We start from the raw sequence: 19,625 nt of genomic DNA on the forward strand, positions 1-19,625 counted from the left end.
GTCAGGCCATCGCCTTCTTCAGGTTCTCGTCGATCGCGGCCAGGAAGGCCTGGGTCGAGAGATAGGCCTGGTCCTTGCCGATGAGGATCGCGAGATCCTTCGTCATCTGGCCGCCCTCGACCGTCGAGACGCAGACCTTCTCCAGCGTCTCGGCGAAGTGCGTGACGTCCGGCGTGTTGTCGAAGCGGCCGCGATAGGCGAGGCCGCGCGTCCAGGCGAAGATCGACGCGATAGGGTTGGTCGAGGTCTCGCGGCCCTTCTGGTGCTCGCGGTAGTGGCGCGTCACCGTGCCGTGCGCCGCCTCGGACTCGACCGTCTTGCCGTCCGGGGAGAGCAGCACGGAGGTCATGAGGCCGAGCGAGCCGAAGCCCTGCGCCACGATGTCGGACTGCACGTCGCCGTCGTAGTTCTTGCAGGCCCAGATGTAACCGCCTTCCCACTTCAGCGCCGAGGCCACCATGTCGTCGATGAGGCGGTCCTCGTAGGTGATGCCGCGCTTCTCGAACTCGGCCTTGAATTCCTCGTCGTAGATCTTGCGGAAGATGTCCTTGAAGGAGCCGTCATAGGCCTTGAGGATGGTGTTCTTGTGGCTGAAGTAGACCGAGTAGTTGCGCTGCAGGCCGTAGTTGAAGCTGGCGCGCGCGAAGCCCTCGATCGACTTGTTGAGGTTGTGGATCATCATCGCGACGCCGCCGGTGGCGGGCATCGGGAACTCGCCGATCTCCTGCGGGGCGCCGCCCTCGGGAGTGAAGGTCATCTTCACGGTGCCGGCGCCTGGGACCTTCATCTCCACCGAGCGGTAGATGTCGCCATAGGCATGGCGGCCGACCACGATGGGCTTGGACCAGTGCGGAACCAGGCGAGGCACGTTGTTGCAGATGATGGGCTCGCGGAAGATCGTGCCGTCGAGGATGTTGCGGATCGTGCCATTGGGCGACTTCCACATCTTCTTGAGGCCGAACTCCTTCACGCGGGCCTCGTCCGGCGTAATGGTCGCGCACTTCACGGCGACGCCGTACTGCTTGGTGGCATTGGCCGCGTCCACCGTGACCTGGTCGTCGGTCTGGTCGCGGTACTCGATGCCGAGGTCGTAGTACTTGAGGTCGATGTCGAGGTACGGGTGGATCAGCTTGTCCTTGATGAAGGCCCAGATGATCCGGGTCATCTCATCACCGTCCATCTCGACGACGGGGGTCTTCACCTTGATTTTAGCCATATTCCGCTTGCCCTCTGGCCCGCCCGGACGGACGGCCCTCCTTGGAGTTGAAATGCGGCCGCACCATCGCACCGCACCCTCGGTGCGGCAAGGGAGAGCGCCCATTCGGCGCTTGCGCCGCCCCCGGCGCCTGTATTTATTGCGGAATCGGGGATTTGGGGGATGACACGAGGATGGCGGTGAGGGACCGCGGGCTGTTGCGCGTGCTGGCTCACGGGCCTTTCCTCGGGCTGGGCGCGATCATCATCTTGCTGGGTGGGCTGCTGCTGCATCAGGCGTCGCGGACGGCGGAGCAATCGGCCCTGGCGCTGGCCGGCCGGTCGGCGGCGCGGGCGGCGCTGGCGCTGAAGGGTGACATGCTCACCATCGAAGCGCGGCTGCGGGATGCCCGGCAATCCGCGCGGGCCTCGGCCGGCATCACGCTCGGGCCCCTGCCGGCGGAAATCCGTTCGGCCGCCCCCGCCGCCTCGGCGGGGCAGTTCGCCATGGTGCGCGATGGTGACGACGTGCTCGCCTTCCTGGTGCCCGCCGGGCCCGGCGCGCCGACGGCCTGGATGAACCTGCCGGCCTCCGCGATCGAGGATTTCCTGGTGCCGCTGCCGGGAACGGCCCTGCGCCTGTTCAGCCTGGGGGGCGAGCCGGTGGCGACCCGCCCCGAGCCGGAAGGTATTCCGGGCGGCGCAACGGCGAGCCTCTGGGTGCTGGAGGGGAGCCTCGGCGTCGAGGGCATCGCGCAACCAGGCGGCATCCCGGCGTGGGTCTGGTTCGTGCCTGCGCTGGCCATCGGCGCCCTCGTCATGGCCTTCCGCGAGCGTATGGCCGGCGCCCACCGCTCCCGGCACAAGCTGGGTGCGCTTCGGGCCAGCCTGGCCCGGCATGCCGCCCAGCTCAGCGTCAACGAGGCGCGAATGCGGCTTTCGCAATCCGCCCGCGTCGCGGTGGAACGGCGCGACGCCGCGCTGATCGAGGCCTGGCCGTGCCCCGCTGCGCTCATCGACCTGTCCGAGCGGCTGTGCGCCTGGAACGAATCCTTCGCGGCGAGCCTGCCGGAGGGGCTGCTGCGGCGGGACCTCCAGCTCGGGATGCTGTTGCGCCATCTCGATACACGCACCGGCCCGCGCCGACGCGGGCCGCAGCACCCGCGTGTCCGGATCATCCCACTGGCTGATGGCAGCCGCCTGATTGAGGGCGTGGAGGAAACGGCGCAGGCCGCCTCGCCGGACCTGGCGCGCGGGCTGTGCCGCGACGAACTGGAGACCCGGGCGCCCCTCCTGCGCGATGCCGTCCTGGCCGGGCGCCTCGACGCCGCCCGGGAGATCGCCCATGCCATGCGCGGCCTCGCTTCCAACTTCGCGCTGCTGGAGCTGACCAAGGCTCTGGAGACGCTGGAACGTGCGGGGGAGGAAGGGGTGAAGGCGGCGCTGGCCGAGGTCGAGGCCGCCATGCCGGCCGCCTTGCAGAGGCTCGCCGTCTCGCAGCGAGCCTAGAAGAAAGCGGCAACGGGGAGGCGAGGATGCAGGGTTTGGCCGGGAGGGTAGCCGTGGTCACGGGCGGGGCAAGGGGCCTGGGCCTCGCCATCGCCGAGAGGCTGGTGCGCGACGGTGCCCGTGCCGCGATCTGGGACAGCGATGAAGCCGCGGCGCGGGCCGCCGCCACGCGCATCGGGGCCCATGCGGAAGCGGCCGACGTCACGGATGCCGGGAACCTGGAAGCCGCGCTGGCCCGTACCGAGGCCGCGCTGGGCCCCTGCGACATCCTGGTCGCCAATGCCGGGATCACCGGACCGAACCATCTGCTGGAGGACTACCCCGTCGAGGCCTGGCGACGGGTGATCGAGGTGGACCTTATCGGCGTCTATCTTAGCTGCCGGGTCGTGGTGCCGGGCATGCGGGCGCGCAACCGCGGGCGCATTGTCAACATCGCGAGCATCGCGGGCAAGGACGGCAACCCCAATGCCTCGGCCTATTCGGCTGCCAAGGCGGGCGTCATCGGCCTCACCAAGTCGCTGGGCAAGGAACTGGCGAATACCGAGGTGCGGGTGAACTGCATCACCCCTGCCGCGGTCGAGACCGAGCTCTTCCAGCAGATGACGGCCGAGCAGATCGCCTGGATGAAGTCCAAGATCCCGCTGGGCCGCTTCGGCCTTGCTGCCGAGGTGGCGGAAATGGCCGCTTTCCTGGCCTCGGACGGCGTCAGCTTCTCGACGGGCGCGGTCTTCGACTGCTCGGGTGGGCGCGCGGTCTACTGAGGATCTTTGCCGGGGGGCATCTTGCCGTCCGGGCTCGCATGGGTGTCACTGGCGCCCGCGATTCCGGAGGATGCCATGACCGAGCCCTGTGACCTGACCGCTGTGGAGGCGCGCCGCCTCATCGGCTCGAAGAAGCTCTCCGCGACCGAGCTGCTGGAATCCTGCCTCACGCGCATCGCCAAGGTGAACCCCGCCGTCAACGCTATGACCGCGATGGACGAGGAGGCCGCCCGCGCCACCGCCAAGGCCGCCGACGCCGCGACCATGAAGGGCGACAAGCTCCCGCTGCTGCACGGCCTGCCGATCGGCATCAAGGACCTCGAGGAGACCAAGGGTCTCCGCACCACCTGGGGCAGCCCGATCTTCGCCAATCATGTCCCAGACAAGGACGAGCACATGGTGGCCAACCTCCGCGCCCATGGCGGTGTGGTGGTGGGCAAGACCAACGTTCCCGAGTTCGGCCTCGGCGCCAACAGCCGCAACCTCGTCTGGGGCGCGACGGGCAATGCCTTCAACCCCGAGTTCAACGCGGCGGGTTCCTCGGGTGGATCCGCGGTGGCGCTGGCGACGAACATGGTGCCGCTGGCCTCGGGCTCGGACACCGGCGGCTCGCTCCGCAATCCCGCGGCTTTCAACGGGATCATCGGCTATCGCCCGTCCTCCGGCCTGGTGCCGAGCTCGCGCCGCGCCCATGGCTGGTCGCCGCTGCCGATGCTCGGGCCGATGGCCCGCAACACCGCCGACCTCGCGCTGATGCTCGGCGCGATGGCGAGCGACGATTCGACCGACCCGTTGGCCTATACCTATCCCGGCGTGAAGATGCGCGAGCGGCCGGAGCTGTTCTATCCGGTAGTGCCGGCGGATCTAGGCTCGATGAAGCTCGCCTTCACCGAGGATTTCGGCCAGGCGCCCGTCGAGAGCATCGTTCGCCGGGCCTTCCGCAAGGTTGTCGCCGCGCTGGCCCCGATGTTCGCCCGCGCCGTGGAAGCAACGCCGGATGTCTCTGGCGGTGACGAGGCCTTCGAGGTGCTGCGGTCGACCGGCGTGCTGTCCTCGCATGCCGAGAAGGTGAAGAACCGGCCGCAGGATTGCGGGCCGAACATGCACGCCAACGTCGAGGAGGCACTGGGCTACTCGCTGCAGGACCAGGCGAACGCGCTCTCGCGCCAGACAGCCATCTACCGCGGTTTCCAGAGCTTCTTCGCCGAGCACGACATCCTGGTCAGCCCCGCCATCTGCACCAGCCCGCGCCCTTGGCTGGAGCTGTATCCGGCGTTGATCGACGGCAAGCCCGTCCGCACCTACTTCCACTGGCTGAGCCTGGCCTACTACGTGACGCTCACCGGCCATCCGGCGATGAGCTTCCCCGTGGGGCGCGACGAGAAGGGCTTCCCATTCGGCCTGCAGATCGTAGGGCCGCGCGGCGGCGATGCGCTGGTGCTTCGGGTGGCGGCGGCGATCGAGGCGGCCTTCGCGGGCGACGCCGAATTCGCCCGCCCGGTGCCCGACCTGACGGCGCTGGAGAAGGCGCCGCCCATGTCCTCTCGTCCCGGCTTCAAGACCTGGGACCAGGTGCCCTACCAGCCGTAGCCCCGGCGGTATCCGCCGCCATAGCCTCGGCCGTAGCCGTATCCGGAGGCGTAGCGCGGCCCGTAGGAATAGCGGCCGCCGCTGCGATAGCTCGGCCCGCTGTTCGAGGCGGCGATGGCAAGCCCCGTCGCTGCCAGGACGCCGACGCCCAGCAGGCCGGTCGCGACCGGATCCACATTGCCGTAAGGGTCCGTGCAGGCGGTGAAGCCGAGAAGGCCAGAAAGGGCGAGGGCGAGCAGCAGCTTGCGCATCGGTGAAGCTTCTTCAGGAGCGTCGGCCCGGCGGTTCCGCCGCCGGGTCTGAGGAGGGGGTTGGGGCATCCTCTGAGGATGCAATCTCCCCCTCGCCGATGGCGTCAGTAGGGTGGCTTTGCGGCAGCCATGGCCGATTTAGGGCAGAATTTCAGCGCCCGCTGGAGAAGGCGTTGAAAGTCTGCAGCGTATAGGTGTCCTTCACCCCGGTCACGCTCTGCACCTTCTCGACCACAAAGAGGCCGATATCCTGGTCGGGCTCCAGATAGAACTTGCCAAGAAGGTCGTACTGGCCGGAGGTGGAGTGCATCTCCGACAGCTCGGGGATGGTGTCCGCCATCTCGCGCGCCACGCGGTAGGCCTGGCCCATCTCGCATTTGATCATCACGAAAATCGCGCGCATGCCGGTGCTCCTATCCGCCGCAAGATGGCGGTGTGGTGGCCGAAGGTAAACCCTCGCCCGGGTTGGCAGGGAAGGGGGGCGGCCCCATATTGTGACAGTTTTGTTGCAGCGAGGGCGGGTCGGCCAATGGGCTCCGAGATTCTGCTGCTGCTGCTCGGCAGCGTGGCGCTCCTGCTATGGGGCGTGAGAATGGTGAAAACGGGCATGTTGCGCGCCTGGGGCACGCAGCTGCGCCGCGGACTCGGCTCGGTTTCGCGCCGGCGGATGCGCGCCTTCGGCGGCGGCGTCGTGGCGGCGATCGCCCTGCAATCCTCGACGGCGGTGGCGGTGATCATCGGCTCGTTCGCGGGACAGGGACTCGTCTCCAATGGTGCGGCCCTGGCGGTTATGCTGGGCGCCGACCTAGGCACCAGCTTCGCCGCGCAGATCCTCTCGATGGACGTGAAGTGGCTCTGGTCCGTGCTGCTGGCTGCCGGTGTGCCCCTCTTCCTCACCGCGACGGGCGAGCGGCGGAAGGGCACGGCGCGGCTGGTGATCGGAATCGGGCTCATCCTCCTTGCGCTGTCGCAGATGGATCACGCCATCGCGCTGCTACGCGGCTCGCCCGTCATGGCGATGATCATGGAGACCCTGGCGGCCGAGAAGCTGCTGGCCTTCCTCCTCGGCGCCCTGCTGACGGTGCTGCTGCATTCGAGCCTGGCCTTCGTACTGCTGACGCTCTCGCTCGCCGCAACGGGGCTCGTGGGGCCGGAGCTCGCGGTGGCGCTGGTACTGGGCGCCAATGCGGGCGGCGCGGCGGCGCCTGTGCTCTCGCTGAACCACTCGGGCCCGGCGGCCCGGCGTGTGGCCTGGGCGCATCTCCTCGTGCGCGGCGGCACGGCGCTGCTGCTCATCCCCTTCGCCTGGCCGGTGGGCGAGGCGCTGCACGCGCTCTTCCCCAACCCTGCGACGCTCGTCGCCATGGCGCATACCGGCTTCAACATCTGCGGTTCGATCCTGGGCCTGCCGTTCGTCGAATCCATCTGCCGCCTGCTGGAGCGCTGGATCCCGGAGGCCGAGCTCAGCGCCGATGCCGGCGCGCCGCGCCACCTCGACCCCTCCGTCCTCGACGCGCCTGTCGAGGCGCTGGCCTGCGCGACGCGAGAGGCCATCATCCTGGGCGAGCGGGTGAGCGCGATGCTGGGCGACAGCTGGGCCGCCATCGAGACCGGCGACCCGGCCCGCATCCGCGCCATCGAACAGGCGGATGACGGGGTGGACCGGCTGCACGAGGCCATCAAGCTCTACATCGTCCAAGCCTCCCGCGCCGAGATGGAGGAGCGCGAGAGCGCGCGCGCCGTCGAGATCCTCGGCTTCATCATGAACCTCGAGCATGTGGGCGACATCCTGGACAAGAGCCTGATGGAGCTGGCGGCGAAGCGCGGACGGCTGGGCCTCGCCTTCTCGGAGGAAGGGCTGGCCGAGCTGCACGCCTTCCACGCCCGCATCATGGAGACGATGCGCCTCAGCCTGAACGTCTTCGTGACGCGCGACATGGGCCTCGCTCGCCGCCTCTTCGCCGACAAGTCCGGCCTGCGGGCCGCCGAGCGCGATGCGGCGCAGCTCCATTTCGCCCGGCTGCGCGAGGGGCGGGCCGAGTCCCTAGAGACCAGCGCCATCCACCTGGACATGATCCGCGACCTCAAGCGTATCCATGGCCACCTGACATCGGTCGCCTATCCGATCCTGGAGGCGGCGGGCGAGCTGGCTGAAAGCCGGCTGCGCGAGCGCGATGTGCAACTGACGCCCGCCCAGGCTTGAGCAGCCGCCCATTGCCCAGGATTGGGGCAAAGCCCGCCCGGCCGGCGATCGGACTGTCGCTGCCGCGCGTCCCTCGGCTAGCATCCCCTGCTAAATTCGGGGGATGGAAGTGATCGAAGACCGCGGCGGGCCGGCGCAGCCGCTCCTCAGCATAAAGGGGCTCGTGAAGCATTTCCCGCTCAAGGGCGGGCTGCTCGGCCGCACGCAGGCCGTGGTGCGCGCCGTGGACGGCGTGGAATTCGACGTGCTGAAGGGCGAGACCCTCGGCATCGTGGGCGAGAGCGGCTGCGGCAAGTCCACCACCGCGCGCCTGCTGATGCGCCTGATGGATCCCAATGCCGGCACCATGGTCTTCGACGGCGAGGCGGTGGGCGAGAACGAGCAGGCCAGCGGCCTCAGCCTGCGCGATTACCGGCGCCAGGTGCAGATGGTCTTCCAGGACAGTTATGCCTCGCTGAACCCCCGCCTGCCTATCGAGGATTCCATCGCCTTTGCGCCCAAGGTGCATGGCCTCTCCAACGACGAGGCGGTGACCCGCGCGCGGGAGTTGCTGGCGGCCGTGGGCCTCGCCCCTGCCAATTTCGCCCGGCGCTATCCGCACGAGCTTTCGGGTGGCCAGCGGCAGCGCATCAACATCGCCCGCGCGCTGGCGCTGCGGCCGAAGCTGGTGATCCTGGACGAGCCTGTCTCCGCGCTCGACAAGTCGGTCGAGGCGCAGGTGCTGAACCTGCTGGTGGACCTCAAGGCCGAGTTCGGCCTGACCTACGTCTTCATCAGCCACGACCTCAACGTCGTGCAGTACATCAGCGACCGTGTGCTGGTGATGTATCTGGGCGAGGTGGTGGAGATGGGGCCCGTCGGCTCGATCTACGAGAAGCCCGGCCACCCCTATACCCGCGCGCTGCTGGACAGCCGGCCCTCGATGGACCCGGCCAGGCGCCGCACCAAGCCGCCCCTGACCGGCGACCCGCCGAACCCGGTGAACCCGCCCTCTGGCTGCCGCTTTCGCACGCGTTGCCCCTATGCGGAAGGGGTCTGTGCCGAGCGGAAGCCTGTGATGTCGGAGCTCGGCGGCGGGCATGTCGTCGCCTGCCACATGGCGGAGCCCGCGAGCGGTCACAGCCTCGCCGGCCGGCTCTACGAAGCGCCCGCGAAGGTGCTGGAGGTGCCGGCATGAGCGCGATGCTGAAGCCTGAGGCGTCGGCGCCCCTCGTGCGTCTGCGCGACCTCGGCGTCACCTTCGTCACGCGCGACCGGACCGTTCATGCGGTGAACGGCGTGAGCCTGGACCTCATGCCGGGCGAGGTCATGTGCATCCTGGGTGAGTCGGGTTCGGGCAAGTCGGTCACGCTGCGCGCGCTGATGAAGCTTTTGCCGAAATTCGCGCGTGTCTCCGGTGGCATCGAGGTGGCGGGCAAGGACGTCACGAAGATGTCCGAGGGGCAGCTCACGGCCTTCCGCGGCACCGACGTCGCGATGATCTTCCAGGAGCCGATGACGGCGATGGACCCGGTCTTCACCATCGGCCGGCAGATCGCGGAGACGGTGCAGCGGCACGAGAAGGTCTCGCGCACCGTAGCGGATGCGCGGGCGCTGGAGCTGCTGGAGCTTGTGCAGATCCCCTCGGCCAAGCGGCGGCTCGCGGCCTATCCGCACGAGCTTTCCGGCGGCTTGCGGCAGCGTGCGATGATCGCAGTGGCGCTGGCCTGCCGTCCCAAGCTGCTGCTGGCCGACGAGCCGACAACCGCGCTCGACGCCACCGTGCAGATCCAGGTCCTGCTGCTGCTGCGCGAGCTGCAGGAGAAGCTGAACATGGGCGTGATCTTCGTCACGCACGACCTCGGCGTCGCGGGCGAGATCGCGGACAAGGTGGCGGTGATGTATGCGGGGCGCGTGGTGGAGGAGGGGCCGGTCGGCGGCCTGCTCTCAGGGCCGCTGCATCCCTACACGCAGGGCCTGCTCGGCGCGACGGTGCATTCGGGCATGCGCGGCCAGCGGCTGACGACCATTCCCGGTGCGCCGCCCATGCTGGATGTGGCGCCCACCAACTGCGCCTTCAGCCCCCGCTGTCCCCAGGTGCGGGACGAGTGCTTGGCGCGGGTGCCGGACCTGCGGTCGCCCATCCCGGGGCGGGCGGCGCGGTGCGTGTTGGTGTAGGCGCCCCCGGCCTAAGGCTCTCCCTCAGGCCGCGAGCGCGCCAAGACAGGCAGTTCTATTGGGCTGCGGTGCTTGGCGTGAAGGTGAGGCGGCGGAGCCGCCGCCTGCCGTCTGAGGGCGAAGAAACTAAAATCTGAACGCCACGGCGATCGATCCGTATTGCGAGTTGCCGCGCTGCCCTTCGAACTCGCGGCTGCGGATCGTGTAGGTCGCGGTCAGGCGCGCGCGGCGATACATGATGGCGAAGCCGAGGCTCGCATCGCCCACCAGCGGCTCGCGGTCCACCCGGGGACCGTCGCGCCAGGTATTGCCGTCGAGGAAGATGTTGTGCGCCACCGCGCGGCCCTCGACGCCTGCGAATGCGTACCAGCCAAAGCCATCGCCGGTGGGCTGGAAGAAGGCGGAGCCCGATTGCGCGGGGCGCGCGCGGGGCGGGCCGAAATCGGCGTTCAGATTGCTGCCGATCCTCACCATCATGCCGCCGCTGGCATAGGTGTAGACATTGCCGAGGCTCGCCGTGAGGCTGGGCACGAAGCCGTATTGCAGCCCGTCGATGCCGGTCTCGTAGTTCCAGCGCCATTGCCGGCCGGCGATGATGTTGATGCCGAACTCGTCCTTCAGCTGGTGGTCCCAGCCCTCTGCGAGGTCGAAGCCGCGGAGGCGGTGGACCCCGTTCTGGAACTGCTCGCCGAGCGCACCGGGGCCGACGATGCCCATCTGCACCTCCAGGCCGCCATAGGAGGTCTGGGTATAGGAGGCGAGGGAGAGCGCGCCGAAGAGCCAGCCGGCATAGGGCCGGTCACGCGGGTCGGGATTGCGCCGCTGAGTGTCCTCGGGCGTGAAGATGTTCTGGCCGAAGGAGATGCCCCATCGCGGCGTGCCGCCTTCGGGAAAGAGCAGGCTCATGCGGCCGGTGATGGCGGCCAGCCAGCGCGGCGGATCGTAGGAAGGCGAGCGCCAGTCGAATTGGAATCCGCTCGTATAGTTCTTGTCCGTACCGGCGAAGAGGTCGTTGTCCAGCATGAAGGAAAGGGTGCCGCGGGGATCGGGGATCTGCGGCTCCCGTACGGGCTCACCAAGCGCGGTGGGCGCCTCGCTTCGAATCTGGGCCAGGGCCGCCGGCGCGGGGAGCGAGAGGGTCAGGACCGCGCCCAGAAGGGCGGGGAGGGCGAAGGGTCGGGCACGAAGGGAAGGTTTCATGTCCGACCTTGAATGACCTGCGGCGCGGAAGGTTGCAACGCCGGGACGGTTATCCCCCGACTTCCCTCGCCAGAATCTCGAGCAGGCCGCGCGTGCCTTCTTCGCGGCCCTTTCCATCGTCGGAGCCATCCAGATAGGTGCCCTGCTCGGTATGGGTCAGGAGGGTCCCGTTGCCCGAGGGCGTCAGCTCGATCGTGGTGAGCGAGGCCGACATGATCGCGCCGCCAATGGTCATGCGATAGCAGAAGACGATCCGTTGGCCCGGCACGATGTCCTGATAGGTCGTCGCGTTGGTCATCTCCGGCATCTGCTGGAAGCGAAAGCGCGAGAATTCCGTCTCGCCCACCGCGAAGGCGGGGCGGAACTCCAAGATCTCGAATCCCTCGCCTTCGATCAGCCAGCGCCGCTTGGCTGCAGGGTCGGCGAAGGCCTGGAAGACGCGCGCGGGCGGCGCGTCGTAGTGGCGTTCGAGGCGGAAGGTGCTGTGGACGGCTTGGGGGTCGGTCATGGCTTGTCCTGTTCGGAGGTGGGCTGGTCGAAGAATTTCGCGAGCCGGTCGAGCCGCCGTTCGGAGGGGTGGCGCCGCGCTTCGATCCAGAGCGCCAGCGTGTCCATCCCGCCGGGCTCCAGCCGATAGGTGCGGACCCGCCCGACCTTCTCGCTGGCCACGATCCCGGCCTCCTCCAGGAGCTGGAGGTGCTGGACCACGGCGGCGAGCGACATCTCGAAAGGCTTCGCGATCTCGCTGGAACTCGCCGGCGAGTTGCCCAGGCGTTCCACGATCTGCCGACGCGTGGCGTCGGCCAGCGCGCGGAGGAGATCGTCCAGGGGAGAACGCTTAAGCATGTGCTTTACTATTGAGATGGACGGCTAATGGTCAAGAAAAAACTTTAGTATCCGCTCGCGCCCCTGGCGCCCCGCTCCACATCGGCTATGCGGGTGAATGGCCGAAGCGACGCTGTCCTACCGAACGCTGCTGGAGGTTCCGGGCGTCCGGGCCTTGCTGGCCGCCACGCTGCTCTCACGCCTCGCGAGCCGCATGCTGACGCTGACGATCGTTCTCTACGGGCTGGCGCGCTTCGATTCCCCGGTCATGGCGGGCTGGCTCGCCTTCGCGGCCATGGCGCCGGGCCTTGCCGTCAGCCCCGTCGCGGGCGCGCTGCTCGACCGCATGGGCCCAGCCTGGGCGGTGACGATGGACATGGCGGCGAGTGCGGCGCTGATCCTGGTCCTCGTAGCGCTGGATCTTGCGGGCGGGGCGAGCGTGCCGGTCGTGCTGGCGCTGGTCGCGCTCTATTCGCTGACCAGCCCACTCAGCACCGCTGGCGTGCGGACGCTGCTGCCGCGGCTAGTCCCGCGCGAAGGCCTGGCGCGCGCCAATGCGCTCGACACGGCGACTCATGCCTTGGTGAACGTGACGGGGCCCGCGCTGGCAGGCGCGCTGGTGGGCTTCCTGGGCGCGCCGGTCGCGCTCGCGGTGGCCGGAACCACCTATGCCGTGGCGGCGCTCTGCATCGCCCGCGTGCCGAAGACGCCGCAGCCGCCGGGTCACAAGGGCGGGCTGCTGGCCCAGGCGGCTCAGGGCGTGGTGCGCGTGCTGCGCCAGCCCACGCTGCGCGGCCTCGCGGTCAGCTACACGCTGTACCAGATGAGCTGGGGCATCCTCGTCGTGGCCGTTCCGGTCTTCGCGACGCGGAGCTTCCCGGAGAGCATCGCGGACTTCGTCTCCGGCCTGCTCTGGGCCTGCGTCGGCGTGGCTGGCGGCCTGGGCGCGATCGTGACCGGGCGTGCGCGGATGATGGGGCGGGAGCGCCTTTTCATCGCGGGCGGTATGCTGGCGGGGGCGTTGGCGATCTGGCCGGTCGCCACGGTCTTCGGCCTGCCGGGCCTGATCCTGGGCCTCATGGCGCTCGGCGCCTTGGCGGGGCCGGTGGATGTGGGCTTGCTGACGCTGCGCCAGCGCCGCACGGACCCGGCCGAGCTGGGGCGCGTGCTCTCCGTCTCGATGAGCCTCAACCTCGCGGGCTTTCCCATCGGCACGGCGCTGGCGGGGTTGCTGCTGACCTGGTCGGTGCCGCTCGCCCTTCTGGGGGCCGCGCTGGCCTCGGCATGGGGGGCTGCGATGGCGCTGGTGCTGATCCCGCGCGAGGACGACCGCCCTCAGTAGACGTCGCGGCGATACAGCTCCTCATCGGCGAGCCGTTCCAGCTCCGCCGCGCCCAGCGCCTCGGCGAGCGCGGCATGCACGCCGGAGGCCATGCCCTCCAGGCTGCCGCAGACGTAGATAGCGGCACCATCGGCCACCCATCGGCGCAGTTCCTCCCCGGCCTGGCGCAGGCGGTCCTGCACATAGGCGCGGTCCTCCTCGCGCGAGAAGGCGAGGTCCAGCCGGGCGAGTTGCCCTTCGGCCTGCCAGGCCTCGATCTCCTCGCGGTACAGGAAGTCGTGCGCGCGGGTGCGCTCGCCGAAGACGAGCCAATTGCGGCCATGCCCCGCCGCGCGGCGCGCCTTAAGATGCGCGCGCAGCCCGGCGATGCCGGTGCCGTTGCCGATGAGGATCATCGGCCGGTCGTCCTCGGGCGCATGGAAGCCCTGGTTCGCGCGCAGGCGCAGCGCGATGGGGCCGCCCGTGGCCGCGTGCTCCGTCAGCCAGCCGGAGCCGAGGCCGAGCCTGCCATCAGGATGCCGCGCCTGCCGCACGACCAGCTCCAGCCGCCCATCGGTGGGCAGCGAGGCGATGGAGTATTCGCGATGCGGCGCGGGCTTCAGCCGGGTCAGCACCTGATGCGCGTCGAGCCCGGCCAGCGCCTCGAGCTCGGGGCCGGGGCGGGGCAGCAAGCGCGTGGCGAGGGCCTCGGCGAGGGTCGTGCCCTCCGCATCCGTCGCGCCCGGCAGGCCCAGCACGCGCAGGATGCGCGCGACCTCGGCGGGCGGGTTGCGCGGACCGATCTCGGCGATGTCGCCCGCCTGCCACTCGCCGTCGCCTTCCAGCGCGAGGTGAAAGACTGGCCCGCCCGGGCTGCCGGGGTTGAGCAGCCGGCGTTCGCCCAGGATCCATTCGGCGAAGCTCGGCCGCTGCCAGTCGGAGATCTCATTGGTGCCGGCGATGCGGCCGAGATGGTACTGCCAGTGGCGCAGAGCGCCGCCCTCGCCATCATCCACCTCGACGCGATCGAAGAGCGGCCTGGCGCCATGATGCCGCAGCCAGGCATCGAGCTGCCGGCCGAAGGCGCAGTAGCGCGCGTAGGAGCTGTCGCCCAGCGCCAGCAGCCCGTAGTCCAGCCCGTCGAGCCGCGCGGTGCTGCTCATGACCTGACGCACGAAGCGCGCGGCATGGTCTGGCGGGTCGCCCTCGCCGGTCGTGCTGATGACGAAGACGGCGCGGCCCGCGCTGGCCAGCGTCTCGGCATCCAGCGCATCCAGCGGGGCGAGGCGCACGGGCAGGTCGCCGGCCTGCAAGGCTTCCGCGCTGCGGCGCGCGAGCTCCTCGGCAAAGCCGGTCTGGCTGGCATAGGCGACGAGGACGGAGGCACTGCCATCCAAGTGCGGTGCCAGCGCCACGGCCTCCGCGGCGCGGCGCCGCCGCACGCGCCAGGCGATGGCGGCGCAGAACGCCGCATAGAGCAGTACGACCGCGAGCGCGGCGAGAAGGCGTTGCGTCTCGGGGCTCAACTACTCAGTCCAGCATGGCTTCGAGGGCAGGGGACATGGTCTCGTCTCCCCCGCGCGTGACGAAGAGGGCGCGAAGGCCGTGGCGCGTGGCGTGCTGCATCCCAGCCTCCGGCCCCAGGACAGTCAGCGCGGTGGCCAGCGCGTCGGCGCGCATGCAGCTTGGATGCAGGACGGTGACGGAGGCGAGGTCATGCGCCACCGGCCAGCCGCTGCGCGGATCGAGCGTATGGGCGTAGCGGCGGCCATCATGGTCGAAATGGCGGCGATACTCGCCAGAGGTCGCGACGGAGAGTCCGTGCAGCGCCACCACCAGCCCCTCGGCCTCGGCGCCGGGCACGGCTTCCAGCCCGACCCACCAGGGGCTGCCATCCGGCTTCACGCCATGGCCGCGCAGCTCGCCGCCGATGTCGGCCAGCAAGGATTCGGCGCCGGCGGCCAGAGCGGTCTCGGCCACGAGATCCACCGCATGGCCCTTGGCGATGCCGCAGAAGTCCAGGGCGACGCCGCCGGGTTGCAGCAGCCGGTGGCCATCGAGGCGCAGGCGCTCCCAGCCGCGATGGGCCAGCGCCGACGCCAGCGCCATGGGGTCCGGCAGGCCGGGCGCCACGGCGCGCGGGCCGAATCCCCAGAGGTCGGTCAGAGTGCCCATGGTCGGGTCGAAGGCGCCGCCAGTCTCGGCCGCGATCTCCAGGGCGCAGCGCAGCACGGCGGCGAAGTCTTCCGGCAGGCCGTGCCAGGTTCCGGGAGCCGCCGCGTTGAAGCGGCAGATGTCGGAGCCGCTCTCCCATCCGCTCATCTGCCCGACGATCCGCGCCAGCACGGCCTCGATCCCGGTGCGCAACGCCTCCGGCTCGGGCCCGCCGACATAGCGGACCGACCAGGTGGTCCCCATGGTGGCACCGCCTAGGCTGCGGACCTCGCGCGCCCTCGGTGGTAGGGGCGGTGCGAGGAGCTCGGGGACGAGAACCCGGTTCATGCCGTCAGGGCATGACCTCGAGCGTCGCGGCATAGCTCGCGTTGCGGCCCACATTGGGGATGCCCGAGTTGGTGTCGCGCACCGAGGCGCCGATCCAGTACATGCCGGGGCCGCGCCAGGTGACCTCGAAGACGCCGTCGTCGCCGGTCTTCACCTTCGCGTCGTTTAGGCTGTCGCGGTAGCGGTTGCCGCCGGGCACCACCTCCACCTCGACGCCCGCCGCCGGGCGGCCGTCGAGCAGCAGGCGGAAGCGCGCGGGCTCGCTGGCCACCAGGTCGTTCGGATGGGTGACGGGGACCATCTCCAGCCCTTCGTTCAGGGGCTGCAGCACGCGCTGGCTGGGCGCGCCGCGCGTGGCGAAGAACTCCACGCGGCGGACGCTCATGGTCACGCGCAGCTGCTCGGCGTTCTGCGGCACCTCGCGCGCGAAGGCTTCGCGCGCGCCCCGCCAGCGCTTCTGCTGCCCGCCCTCGCGCCAGCTCGCGAACATCCCCTCGCCGCTCACGGCGACGCGGTAGGTGCCTTCCTGCGTCATTCGGAAGTCGAAGGTGCTGCGGTAGCGGCCGCGCGAAGAGTTCTCGGCGGTCAGCTGCGAGCCGTCGGGAGCCATGATGTTGAGGCCGTCGAGCTGCAGCGGGAAATGCTCGAAGTAGAAGAGGTCGTTAGAGACGGCGGCGTCGACCGTGACCCAGGGCTCGTTGCCCGACAGCACCGTGGCCGAAGGCAGTAGCCAGCTGCGATGCGCCTGCGCGCCCATCGGGAAGGCCCCGAGGGAGGAGGCGGCGAGGGCGGCGAGCAGGAGCCGCCGCATGGGAAAGCGAATCTTCATCTGCTGACCTTTCCTGTTTTCAGGGCTTCACTTCGACGTCGAGAGAACCGAGCTCGGTGGAGCCCTGTGCCTGGCCGGCCTGGGCCGCGGTGGGTGGCCATTGGAAGGGCACGCGCAACAACTCGCGTCCGCCGACCTCGCGCGCCGCCTCGACCACGAGGTTGTATTGGCCGGCCGGGAGGTTCGCGAGCGGTCCGGTCGCCGCGTCGAAGCGCAGCGTGTGGCGGCCCGGCGCGCGCGTGGCGCCCGAGACGCCGTCGACGGGCATGCGGAGCTCGCGCCCCGCGCGGCGCCACCATTGCCGCATGTCCTTCAGCCACTTCTCGCCCTCGTTGTCGCGCATGCGGATCGCGTACCAGACGGCGAGGTTGGCCGCTGCGGACTGGTCCGCCCGCTCCACCCAGACCGCGACATAAGGACGGTGATACTCGGCGACGTTGAGCTGAGGGATCTCGACCGTGACGCTCAGCTCGGCGGCCTGCGCCACGGGCGTGGCGGCCAGACCGGCGGCGGCGAGGGAGGGGAGGAGACGCATGGAACCTCTCAGTGGATGAACAGGATGGCGAGCACGAGCGGCACCACGAGGCCCAGTCCCACCATGGGCCAGGTGGCGGGCCGGGCGCCCGCATGCATGTGCAGCAGGAAGAGCCCCGTCAGGCAGAAGACGAAGCAGGCGACGGCGAAGACATCGAGGAAGAGGCTCCAGGCCGAGCCCGTGTTGCGCCCCTTGTGGAGGTCATTGAGGTAGGAGACCCAGCCCCGTGTCGTGACCTCGTGCCGCGCCTCGCCGGTCTCTCGGTCGATGCTGATCCAGGCGTCGCCGCCGGGGCGGGGCAGGGGAAGGTAGATATCGTCGGCGGACCACTCGGCCTCGCGCCCACCGGCGGTCACGCCGAATTCGCGGGCGATCCATTCGACCATCGCGGGCGGCAGGGGGGCGCGGGTGTCGCGCTCGATTCTCGGCAGCCCCTCGATGAGGGCGGGCGGCATGGTCCCGGTCCGGACGCTGGTCTGCGGCGAAGCCTCGATGCGGCCGGCGTGGTTGAGCGTAATGCCGGTCGCGGCAAAGAGCAGCATGCCGATGAGGCAGATGGCCGAACTGATCCAATGCCACTGGTGCAGCTGCTTCAGCCAGAAAGACCGATTCCCCGTCGCGAGCGGTGGCCTCACCGTGCCGGACTTGCTCGGGTTCATGACAGGCGCACCTCGGGTCCTCATCGATCGGGTTGATCGCCGGGCCGAACGGATGCCTCTTGCGAATGGTTCGCAATAACCATTCTTCGTTCCGGGCGCAAATCTCGGAAAGTAACAGGGGGTGCGGGTGACGACCCGCGCGAGGCGGTCTAGCCTCCCGGCGTTTTTCCGATTGGGGGGAAGTTGGGCATGGCGAAGTCGCCGAAGCAGGGCAAGTCGATCAGCGAGCGGAGCGGCGGCAAGCTGCTGGCCGATGCGCTGGTGGCGAATGGCGCGACGCATGTCTTCGCCGTTCCGGGCGAGAGCTACCTCGACCTGCTGGACGGGCTGTACTCCGTCCGCAACCGCATCGAGCTCGTGACCTGCCGCTTCGAGGCGGGCGCCGTCCATATGGCGGAAGCGCATGGCAAGCTGACGGGCAAGCCCGGCGTCGCCATCGTGACCCGCGGCCCTGGCGCCTGCCACGCCTCCATCGGCGTGCATGTCGCCATGCAGGACAGCACGCCGCTCATCCTGCTCGTCGGCCAGATCCCCATCGTCGAGACCGACCGCGAGACCTTCCAGGAGGTCGATTACCGCAAGATGTTCGCGCCGCTCGCCAAGTGGGTGACTCAGATCGACGATGCTGACCGCATCCCCGAGATCATGGCGCATGCCTTCGACGTCGCGGTCAGCGGCCGCCCCGGACCAGTGGTCATCGCCATCTCCGAGGAGATGCAGAAGGACCTGGTGGCCGTGCCGGATATCGGGCCGGCGAAGGTCCTGCCCGCGCATCCGGCGCCGGGCGCCATTCCCGAGATGATGGCGATGCTGGCCAAGGCCGAGCGCCCGCTGGCGATCATCGGCGGCAGCTGCTGGACCAAGGAAGGCAAGGCCGCGATCCGCGACTTCGTGGTCGCTAACGACATCCCGACCGCCGTGTCCTTCCGCCGCCAGGGCCTCTTCGACGGCACCTCCAAGCATTATGCGGGCGACCTTGGCGTGGGCGCCGACGCGCAGCTGGTGAAGGCGGCGAAGGAGGCCGACCTCATCCTCGCCTTTGGCACGCGCATGGGCGAGCCGGTGAGCCAGGGCTACACGCTGCTCGACATGGCTGGCGCGACCCCCATCGTGCAGGTCTATCCCGACCAGGCGGAGATCGGGCGCGTCTACCGCGTGGCGCTCGGCATCACCTCGGACGTCAATGCCTTCGCCCTCGCGCTCAAGGGCGAGAAGGTGAAGAAGCCGAAATGGGGCGCCTGGCGCAAGCAGGTGCGCGCGGCGCGCGAGGATCAGGCCAAGGCGCCGGAATACGAGGGCCCGCTCAACCTCGCGCGCGCACTGCAGGCGCTCGAGAAGGAGCTGCCGAAGGACACGATCTTCACGACCGATGCCGGCAACTTCGCCACCTGGCCGACGCGCTTCATGCATGTACGCGAGGAGCAGGATTTCCTTGGGCCGACCAACGGCGCCATGGGATACGGCGTGCCGGCGGCGATCGGCGCGGCCATCACCAACCCCGACCGTACCGTGGTGTGCTTCGTGGGCGATGGCGGCTTCATGATGACGGGCCAGGAGATCGCGACTGCGTTCCACCATGGCGCGGCGCCCATCGTGATGGTGTTCAACAACTCCATGTACGGCACGATCCGCATGTACCAGGAGCGCGTGTATCCCGAGCGCGTCTCCGGCACGCTGCTGACGAACCCTGACTTCACCCGCTTCATCGAGGCGTTCGGCGGCCATGGCGAACTGGTGGTCGCGACGGACGAGCTGGTGCCGGCGTTCAAGCGCGCGAAGGCGAGCGGCAAGCCCGCCATCATCGAGGTCCGTATTAATCCGGAGCAGGTGACCAACCGCGCGACTATCGCGGAGCTGCGCGCGCAAGGGCGTCAAGCGAAGAAGTAAAGACACGGGAGCTGGCCGATTTTCGAAGGGAAGGCGGGGCGTCCCGCTTTCCTTGACCAGTCATGGAAAGCCGTCTAACGCGGCTGTGCGTTCCTTGACGGTCCCTCGGAGGCAACTTGACGCATCTGATCACTGGCGGCTTTGGGTTTATTGGGTCAGCGGTGGTTCGCCGTCTCCTGAGGGGGGCGGGAGGTTCTGTCGT

General features: G+C 69.3%; 19 protein-coding genes. 8 read left to right on the plus strand and 11 right to left on the minus strand.

The window, feature by feature from the left end; all coding sequences use genetic code 11:
* Position 1 precedes the first annotated feature (1 nt).
* Positions 2-1,216 (minus strand): NADP-dependent isocitrate dehydrogenase, encoded by a 1,215-nt coding sequence (locus tag WJM96_RS21350; protein WP_424814574.1) that lies wholly within the window; start codon positions 1,214-1,216, stop codon positions 2-4.
* Between the two features lie 173 nt (positions 1,217-1,389).
* Here WJM96_RS21350 and WJM96_RS21355 point away from each other — a divergent pair, with 173 nt between their 5' ends.
* The 3 genes from WJM96_RS21355 to WJM96_RS21365 all read left to right on the plus strand — a co-directional run bounded on the left by WJM96_RS21355 (position 1,390) and on the right by WJM96_RS21365 (position 5,054).
* Entirely contained in the window at positions 1,390-2,703 is a 1,314-nt protein-coding gene (locus tag WJM96_RS21355) for an Hpt domain-containing protein (RefSeq protein WP_424814575.1), read from the plus strand.
* A gap of 26 nt (positions 2,704-2,729) precedes the next feature.
* Positions 2,730-3,464 carry an SDR family NAD(P)-dependent oxidoreductase gene (locus WJM96_RS21360; RefSeq protein ID WP_424814576.1) on the plus strand — a complete coding sequence of 245 codons (735 nt, stop codon included), beginning with the start codon at positions 2,730-2,732 and terminating at the stop codon, positions 3,462-3,464.
* 75 nt (positions 3,465-3,539) lie between these two features.
* Entirely contained in the window at positions 3,540-5,054 is a 1,515-nt protein-coding gene (locus tag WJM96_RS21365; protein ID WP_424814577.1) for an amidase, read from the plus strand.
* Here the strand turns inward: WJM96_RS21365 and WJM96_RS21370 are convergent.
* Both WJM96_RS21370 and WJM96_RS21375 read right to left on the minus strand, forming a co-directional pair.
* Entirely contained in the window at positions 5,042-5,305 is a 264-nt protein-coding gene (locus tag WJM96_RS21370) for a hypothetical protein (RefSeq protein WP_424814578.1), read from the minus strand. The genes WJM96_RS21365 and WJM96_RS21370 overlap by 13 nt on opposite strands.
* A gap of 151 nt (positions 5,306-5,456) precedes the next feature.
* Complete coding sequence (locus WJM96_RS21375) at positions 5,457-5,708, minus strand: Lrp/AsnC ligand binding domain-containing protein (protein WP_424814579.1); 252 nt, start codon at positions 5,706-5,708, stop codon at positions 5,457-5,459.
* Between the two features lie 126 nt (positions 5,709-5,834).
* Here WJM96_RS21375 and WJM96_RS21380 point away from each other — a divergent pair, with 126 nt between their 5' ends.
* The 3 genes from WJM96_RS21380 (at position 5,835) to WJM96_RS21390 (ending at position 9,665) form a co-directional block, all read left to right on the plus strand.
* Positions 5,835-7,508 carry a Na/Pi cotransporter family protein gene (locus WJM96_RS21380; RefSeq protein ID WP_424814580.1) on the plus strand — a complete coding sequence of 558 codons (1,674 nt, stop codon included), beginning with the start codon at positions 5,835-5,837 and terminating at the stop codon, positions 7,506-7,508.
* A 103-nt stretch (positions 7,509-7,611) separates the two neighbouring features.
* Entirely contained in the window at positions 7,612-8,685 is a 1,074-nt protein-coding gene (locus tag WJM96_RS21385; protein ID WP_424814581.1) for an ABC transporter ATP-binding protein, read from the plus strand.
* Positions 8,682-9,665, plus strand: a complete 984-nt coding sequence (locus WJM96_RS21390) for an ABC transporter ATP-binding protein (RefSeq protein WP_424814582.1) — start codon at positions 8,682-8,684, stop codon at positions 9,663-9,665. The genes WJM96_RS21385 and WJM96_RS21390 overlap by 4 nt, the downstream gene beginning before the upstream one ends.
* Positions 9,666-9,791: 126 nt before the next feature.
* On the opposite strand, the gene WJM96_RS21395 is transcribed toward WJM96_RS21390, so the two are convergent.
* From WJM96_RS21395 to WJM96_RS21405, 3 genes are read right to left on the minus strand one after another with little or no spacing between them, the layout of a single operon-like run.
* On the minus strand, positions 9,792-10,865 hold the full coding sequence (locus WJM96_RS21395; protein WP_424814583.1) for a lipid A deacylase LpxR family protein: 1,074 nt from the start codon (positions 10,863-10,865) through the stop codon (positions 9,792-9,794).
* 49 nt (positions 10,866-10,914) lie between these two features.
* Entirely contained in the window at positions 10,915-11,373 is a 459-nt protein-coding gene (locus WJM96_RS21400) for an SRPBCC family protein (RefSeq protein ID WP_424814584.1), read from the minus strand.
* Positions 11,370-11,711, minus strand: coding sequence for an ArsR/SmtB family transcription factor (locus WJM96_RS21405; RefSeq protein ID WP_424814585.1), 342 nt, complete (start codon positions 11,709-11,711; stop codon positions 11,370-11,372). The genes WJM96_RS21400 and WJM96_RS21405 overlap by 4 nt, the downstream gene beginning before the upstream one ends.
* 97 nt (positions 11,712-11,808) lie before the next feature.
* On the opposite strand from WJM96_RS21405, the gene WJM96_RS21410 reads away from it, so the two are divergent.
* The gene (locus WJM96_RS21410) at positions 11,809-13,032 is read left to right on the plus strand and encodes an MFS transporter (protein WP_424814586.1); all 1,224 of its coding nucleotides are present in this window, start codon (positions 11,809-11,811) and stop codon (positions 13,030-13,032) included.
* Here the strand turns inward: WJM96_RS21410 and WJM96_RS21415 are convergent.
* From WJM96_RS21415 to WJM96_RS21435, 5 genes are all read right to left on the minus strand, one after another.
* Entirely contained in the window at positions 13,026-14,537 is a 1,512-nt protein-coding gene (locus WJM96_RS21415) for a flavodoxin domain-containing protein (RefSeq protein WP_424814587.1), read from the minus strand. The two genes, WJM96_RS21410 and WJM96_RS21415, sit on opposite strands and share 7 nt — an antisense overlap.
* 4 nt (positions 14,538-14,541) lie before the next feature.
* Positions 14,542-15,429 (minus strand): FAD:protein FMN transferase, encoded by an 888-nt coding sequence (locus tag WJM96_RS21420; protein WP_424814588.1) that lies wholly within the window; start codon positions 15,427-15,429, stop codon positions 14,542-14,544.
* 88 nt (positions 15,430-15,517) lie between these two features.
* Complete coding sequence (locus WJM96_RS21425) at positions 15,518-16,342, minus strand: DUF4198 domain-containing protein (RefSeq protein ID WP_424814589.1); 825 nt, start codon at positions 16,340-16,342, stop codon at positions 15,518-15,520.
* Positions 16,343-16,361: 19 nt separating this feature from the next.
* On the minus strand, positions 16,362-16,877 hold the full coding sequence (locus tag WJM96_RS21430) for a DUF2271 domain-containing protein (RefSeq protein ID WP_424814590.1): 516 nt from the start codon (positions 16,875-16,877) through the stop codon (positions 16,362-16,364).
* An 8-nt stretch (positions 16,878-16,885) separates the two neighbouring features.
* Complete coding sequence (locus WJM96_RS21435) at positions 16,886-17,536, minus strand: PepSY-associated TM helix domain-containing protein (RefSeq protein ID WP_424814591.1); 651 nt, start codon at positions 17,534-17,536, stop codon at positions 16,886-16,888.
* 189 nt (positions 17,537-17,725) lie between these two features.
* On the opposite strand from WJM96_RS21435, the gene WJM96_RS21440 reads away from it, so the two are divergent.
* Entirely contained in the window at positions 17,726-19,423 is a 1,698-nt protein-coding gene (locus WJM96_RS21440) for a thiamine pyrophosphate-dependent enzyme (RefSeq protein ID WP_424814592.1), read from the plus strand.
* Positions 19,424-19,625: the final 202 nt, after the last annotated feature.

Source organism: Roseococcus sp. YIM B11640, from assembly GCF_049727625.1.
In the GTDB taxonomy this organism is placed as follows: domain Bacteria; phylum Pseudomonadota; class Alphaproteobacteria; order Acetobacterales; family Acetobacteraceae; genus Roseococcus.

Bases quoted from the DNA above. Each gene is read 5' to 3' on its own strand.
- WJM96_RS21350 (WP_424814574.1), bottom strand. From the start codon at position 1,216: ATGGCTAAAATCAAGGTGAAGACCCCCGTCGTCGAGATGGACGGTGAT.
- WJM96_RS21355 (WP_424814575.1), top strand. From the start codon at position 1,390: ATGGCGGTGAGGGACCGCGGGCTGTTGCGCGTGCTGGCTCACGGGCCT.
- WJM96_RS21360 (WP_424814576.1), top strand. From the start codon at position 2,730: ATGCAGGGTTTGGCCGGGAGGGTAGCCGTGGTCACGGGCGGGGCAAGG.
- WJM96_RS21365 (WP_424814577.1), top strand. From the start codon at position 3,540: ATGACCGAGCCCTGTGACCTGACCGCTGTGGAGGCGCGCCGCCTCATC.
- WJM96_RS21370 (WP_424814578.1), bottom strand. From the start codon at position 5,305: ATGCGCAAGCTGCTGCTCGCCCTCGCCCTTTCTGGCCTTCTCGGCTTC.
- WJM96_RS21375 (WP_424814579.1), bottom strand. From the start codon at position 5,708: ATGCGCGCGATTTTCGTGATGATCAAATGCGAGATGGGCCAGGCCTAC.
- WJM96_RS21380 (WP_424814580.1), top strand. From the start codon at position 5,835: ATGGGCTCCGAGATTCTGCTGCTGCTGCTCGGCAGCGTGGCGCTCCTG.
- WJM96_RS21385 (WP_424814581.1), top strand. From the start codon at position 7,612: ATGGAAGTGATCGAAGACCGCGGCGGGCCGGCGCAGCCGCTCCTCAGC.
- WJM96_RS21390 (WP_424814582.1), top strand. From the start codon at position 8,682: ATGAGCGCGATGCTGAAGCCTGAGGCGTCGGCGCCCCTCGTGCGTCTG.
- WJM96_RS21395 (WP_424814583.1), bottom strand. From the start codon at position 10,865: ATGAAACCTTCCCTTCGTGCCCGACCCTTCGCCCTCCCCGCCCTTCTG.
- WJM96_RS21400 (WP_424814584.1), bottom strand. From the start codon at position 11,373: ATGACCGACCCCCAAGCCGTCCACAGCACCTTCCGCCTCGAACGCCAC.
- WJM96_RS21405 (WP_424814585.1), bottom strand. From the start codon at position 11,711: ATGCTTAAGCGTTCTCCCCTGGACGATCTCCTCCGCGCGCTGGCCGAC.
- WJM96_RS21410 (WP_424814586.1), top strand. From the start codon at position 11,809: ATGGCCGAAGCGACGCTGTCCTACCGAACGCTGCTGGAGGTTCCGGGC.
- WJM96_RS21420 (WP_424814588.1), bottom strand. From the start codon at position 15,429: ATGGGGACCACCTGGTCGGTCCGCTATGTCGGCGGGCCCGAGCCGGAG.
- WJM96_RS21425 (WP_424814589.1), bottom strand. From the start codon at position 16,342: ATGAAGATTCGCTTTCCCATGCGGCGGCTCCTGCTCGCCGCCCTCGCC.
- WJM96_RS21430 (WP_424814590.1), bottom strand. From the start codon at position 16,877: ATGCGTCTCCTCCCCTCCCTCGCCGCCGCCGGTCTGGCCGCCACGCCC.
- WJM96_RS21435 (WP_424814591.1), bottom strand. From the start codon at position 17,536: ATGAACCCGAGCAAGTCCGGCACGGTGAGGCCACCGCTCGCGACGGGG.
- WJM96_RS21440 (WP_424814592.1), top strand. From the start codon at position 17,726: ATGGCGAAGTCGCCGAAGCAGGGCAAGTCGATCAGCGAGCGGAGCGGC.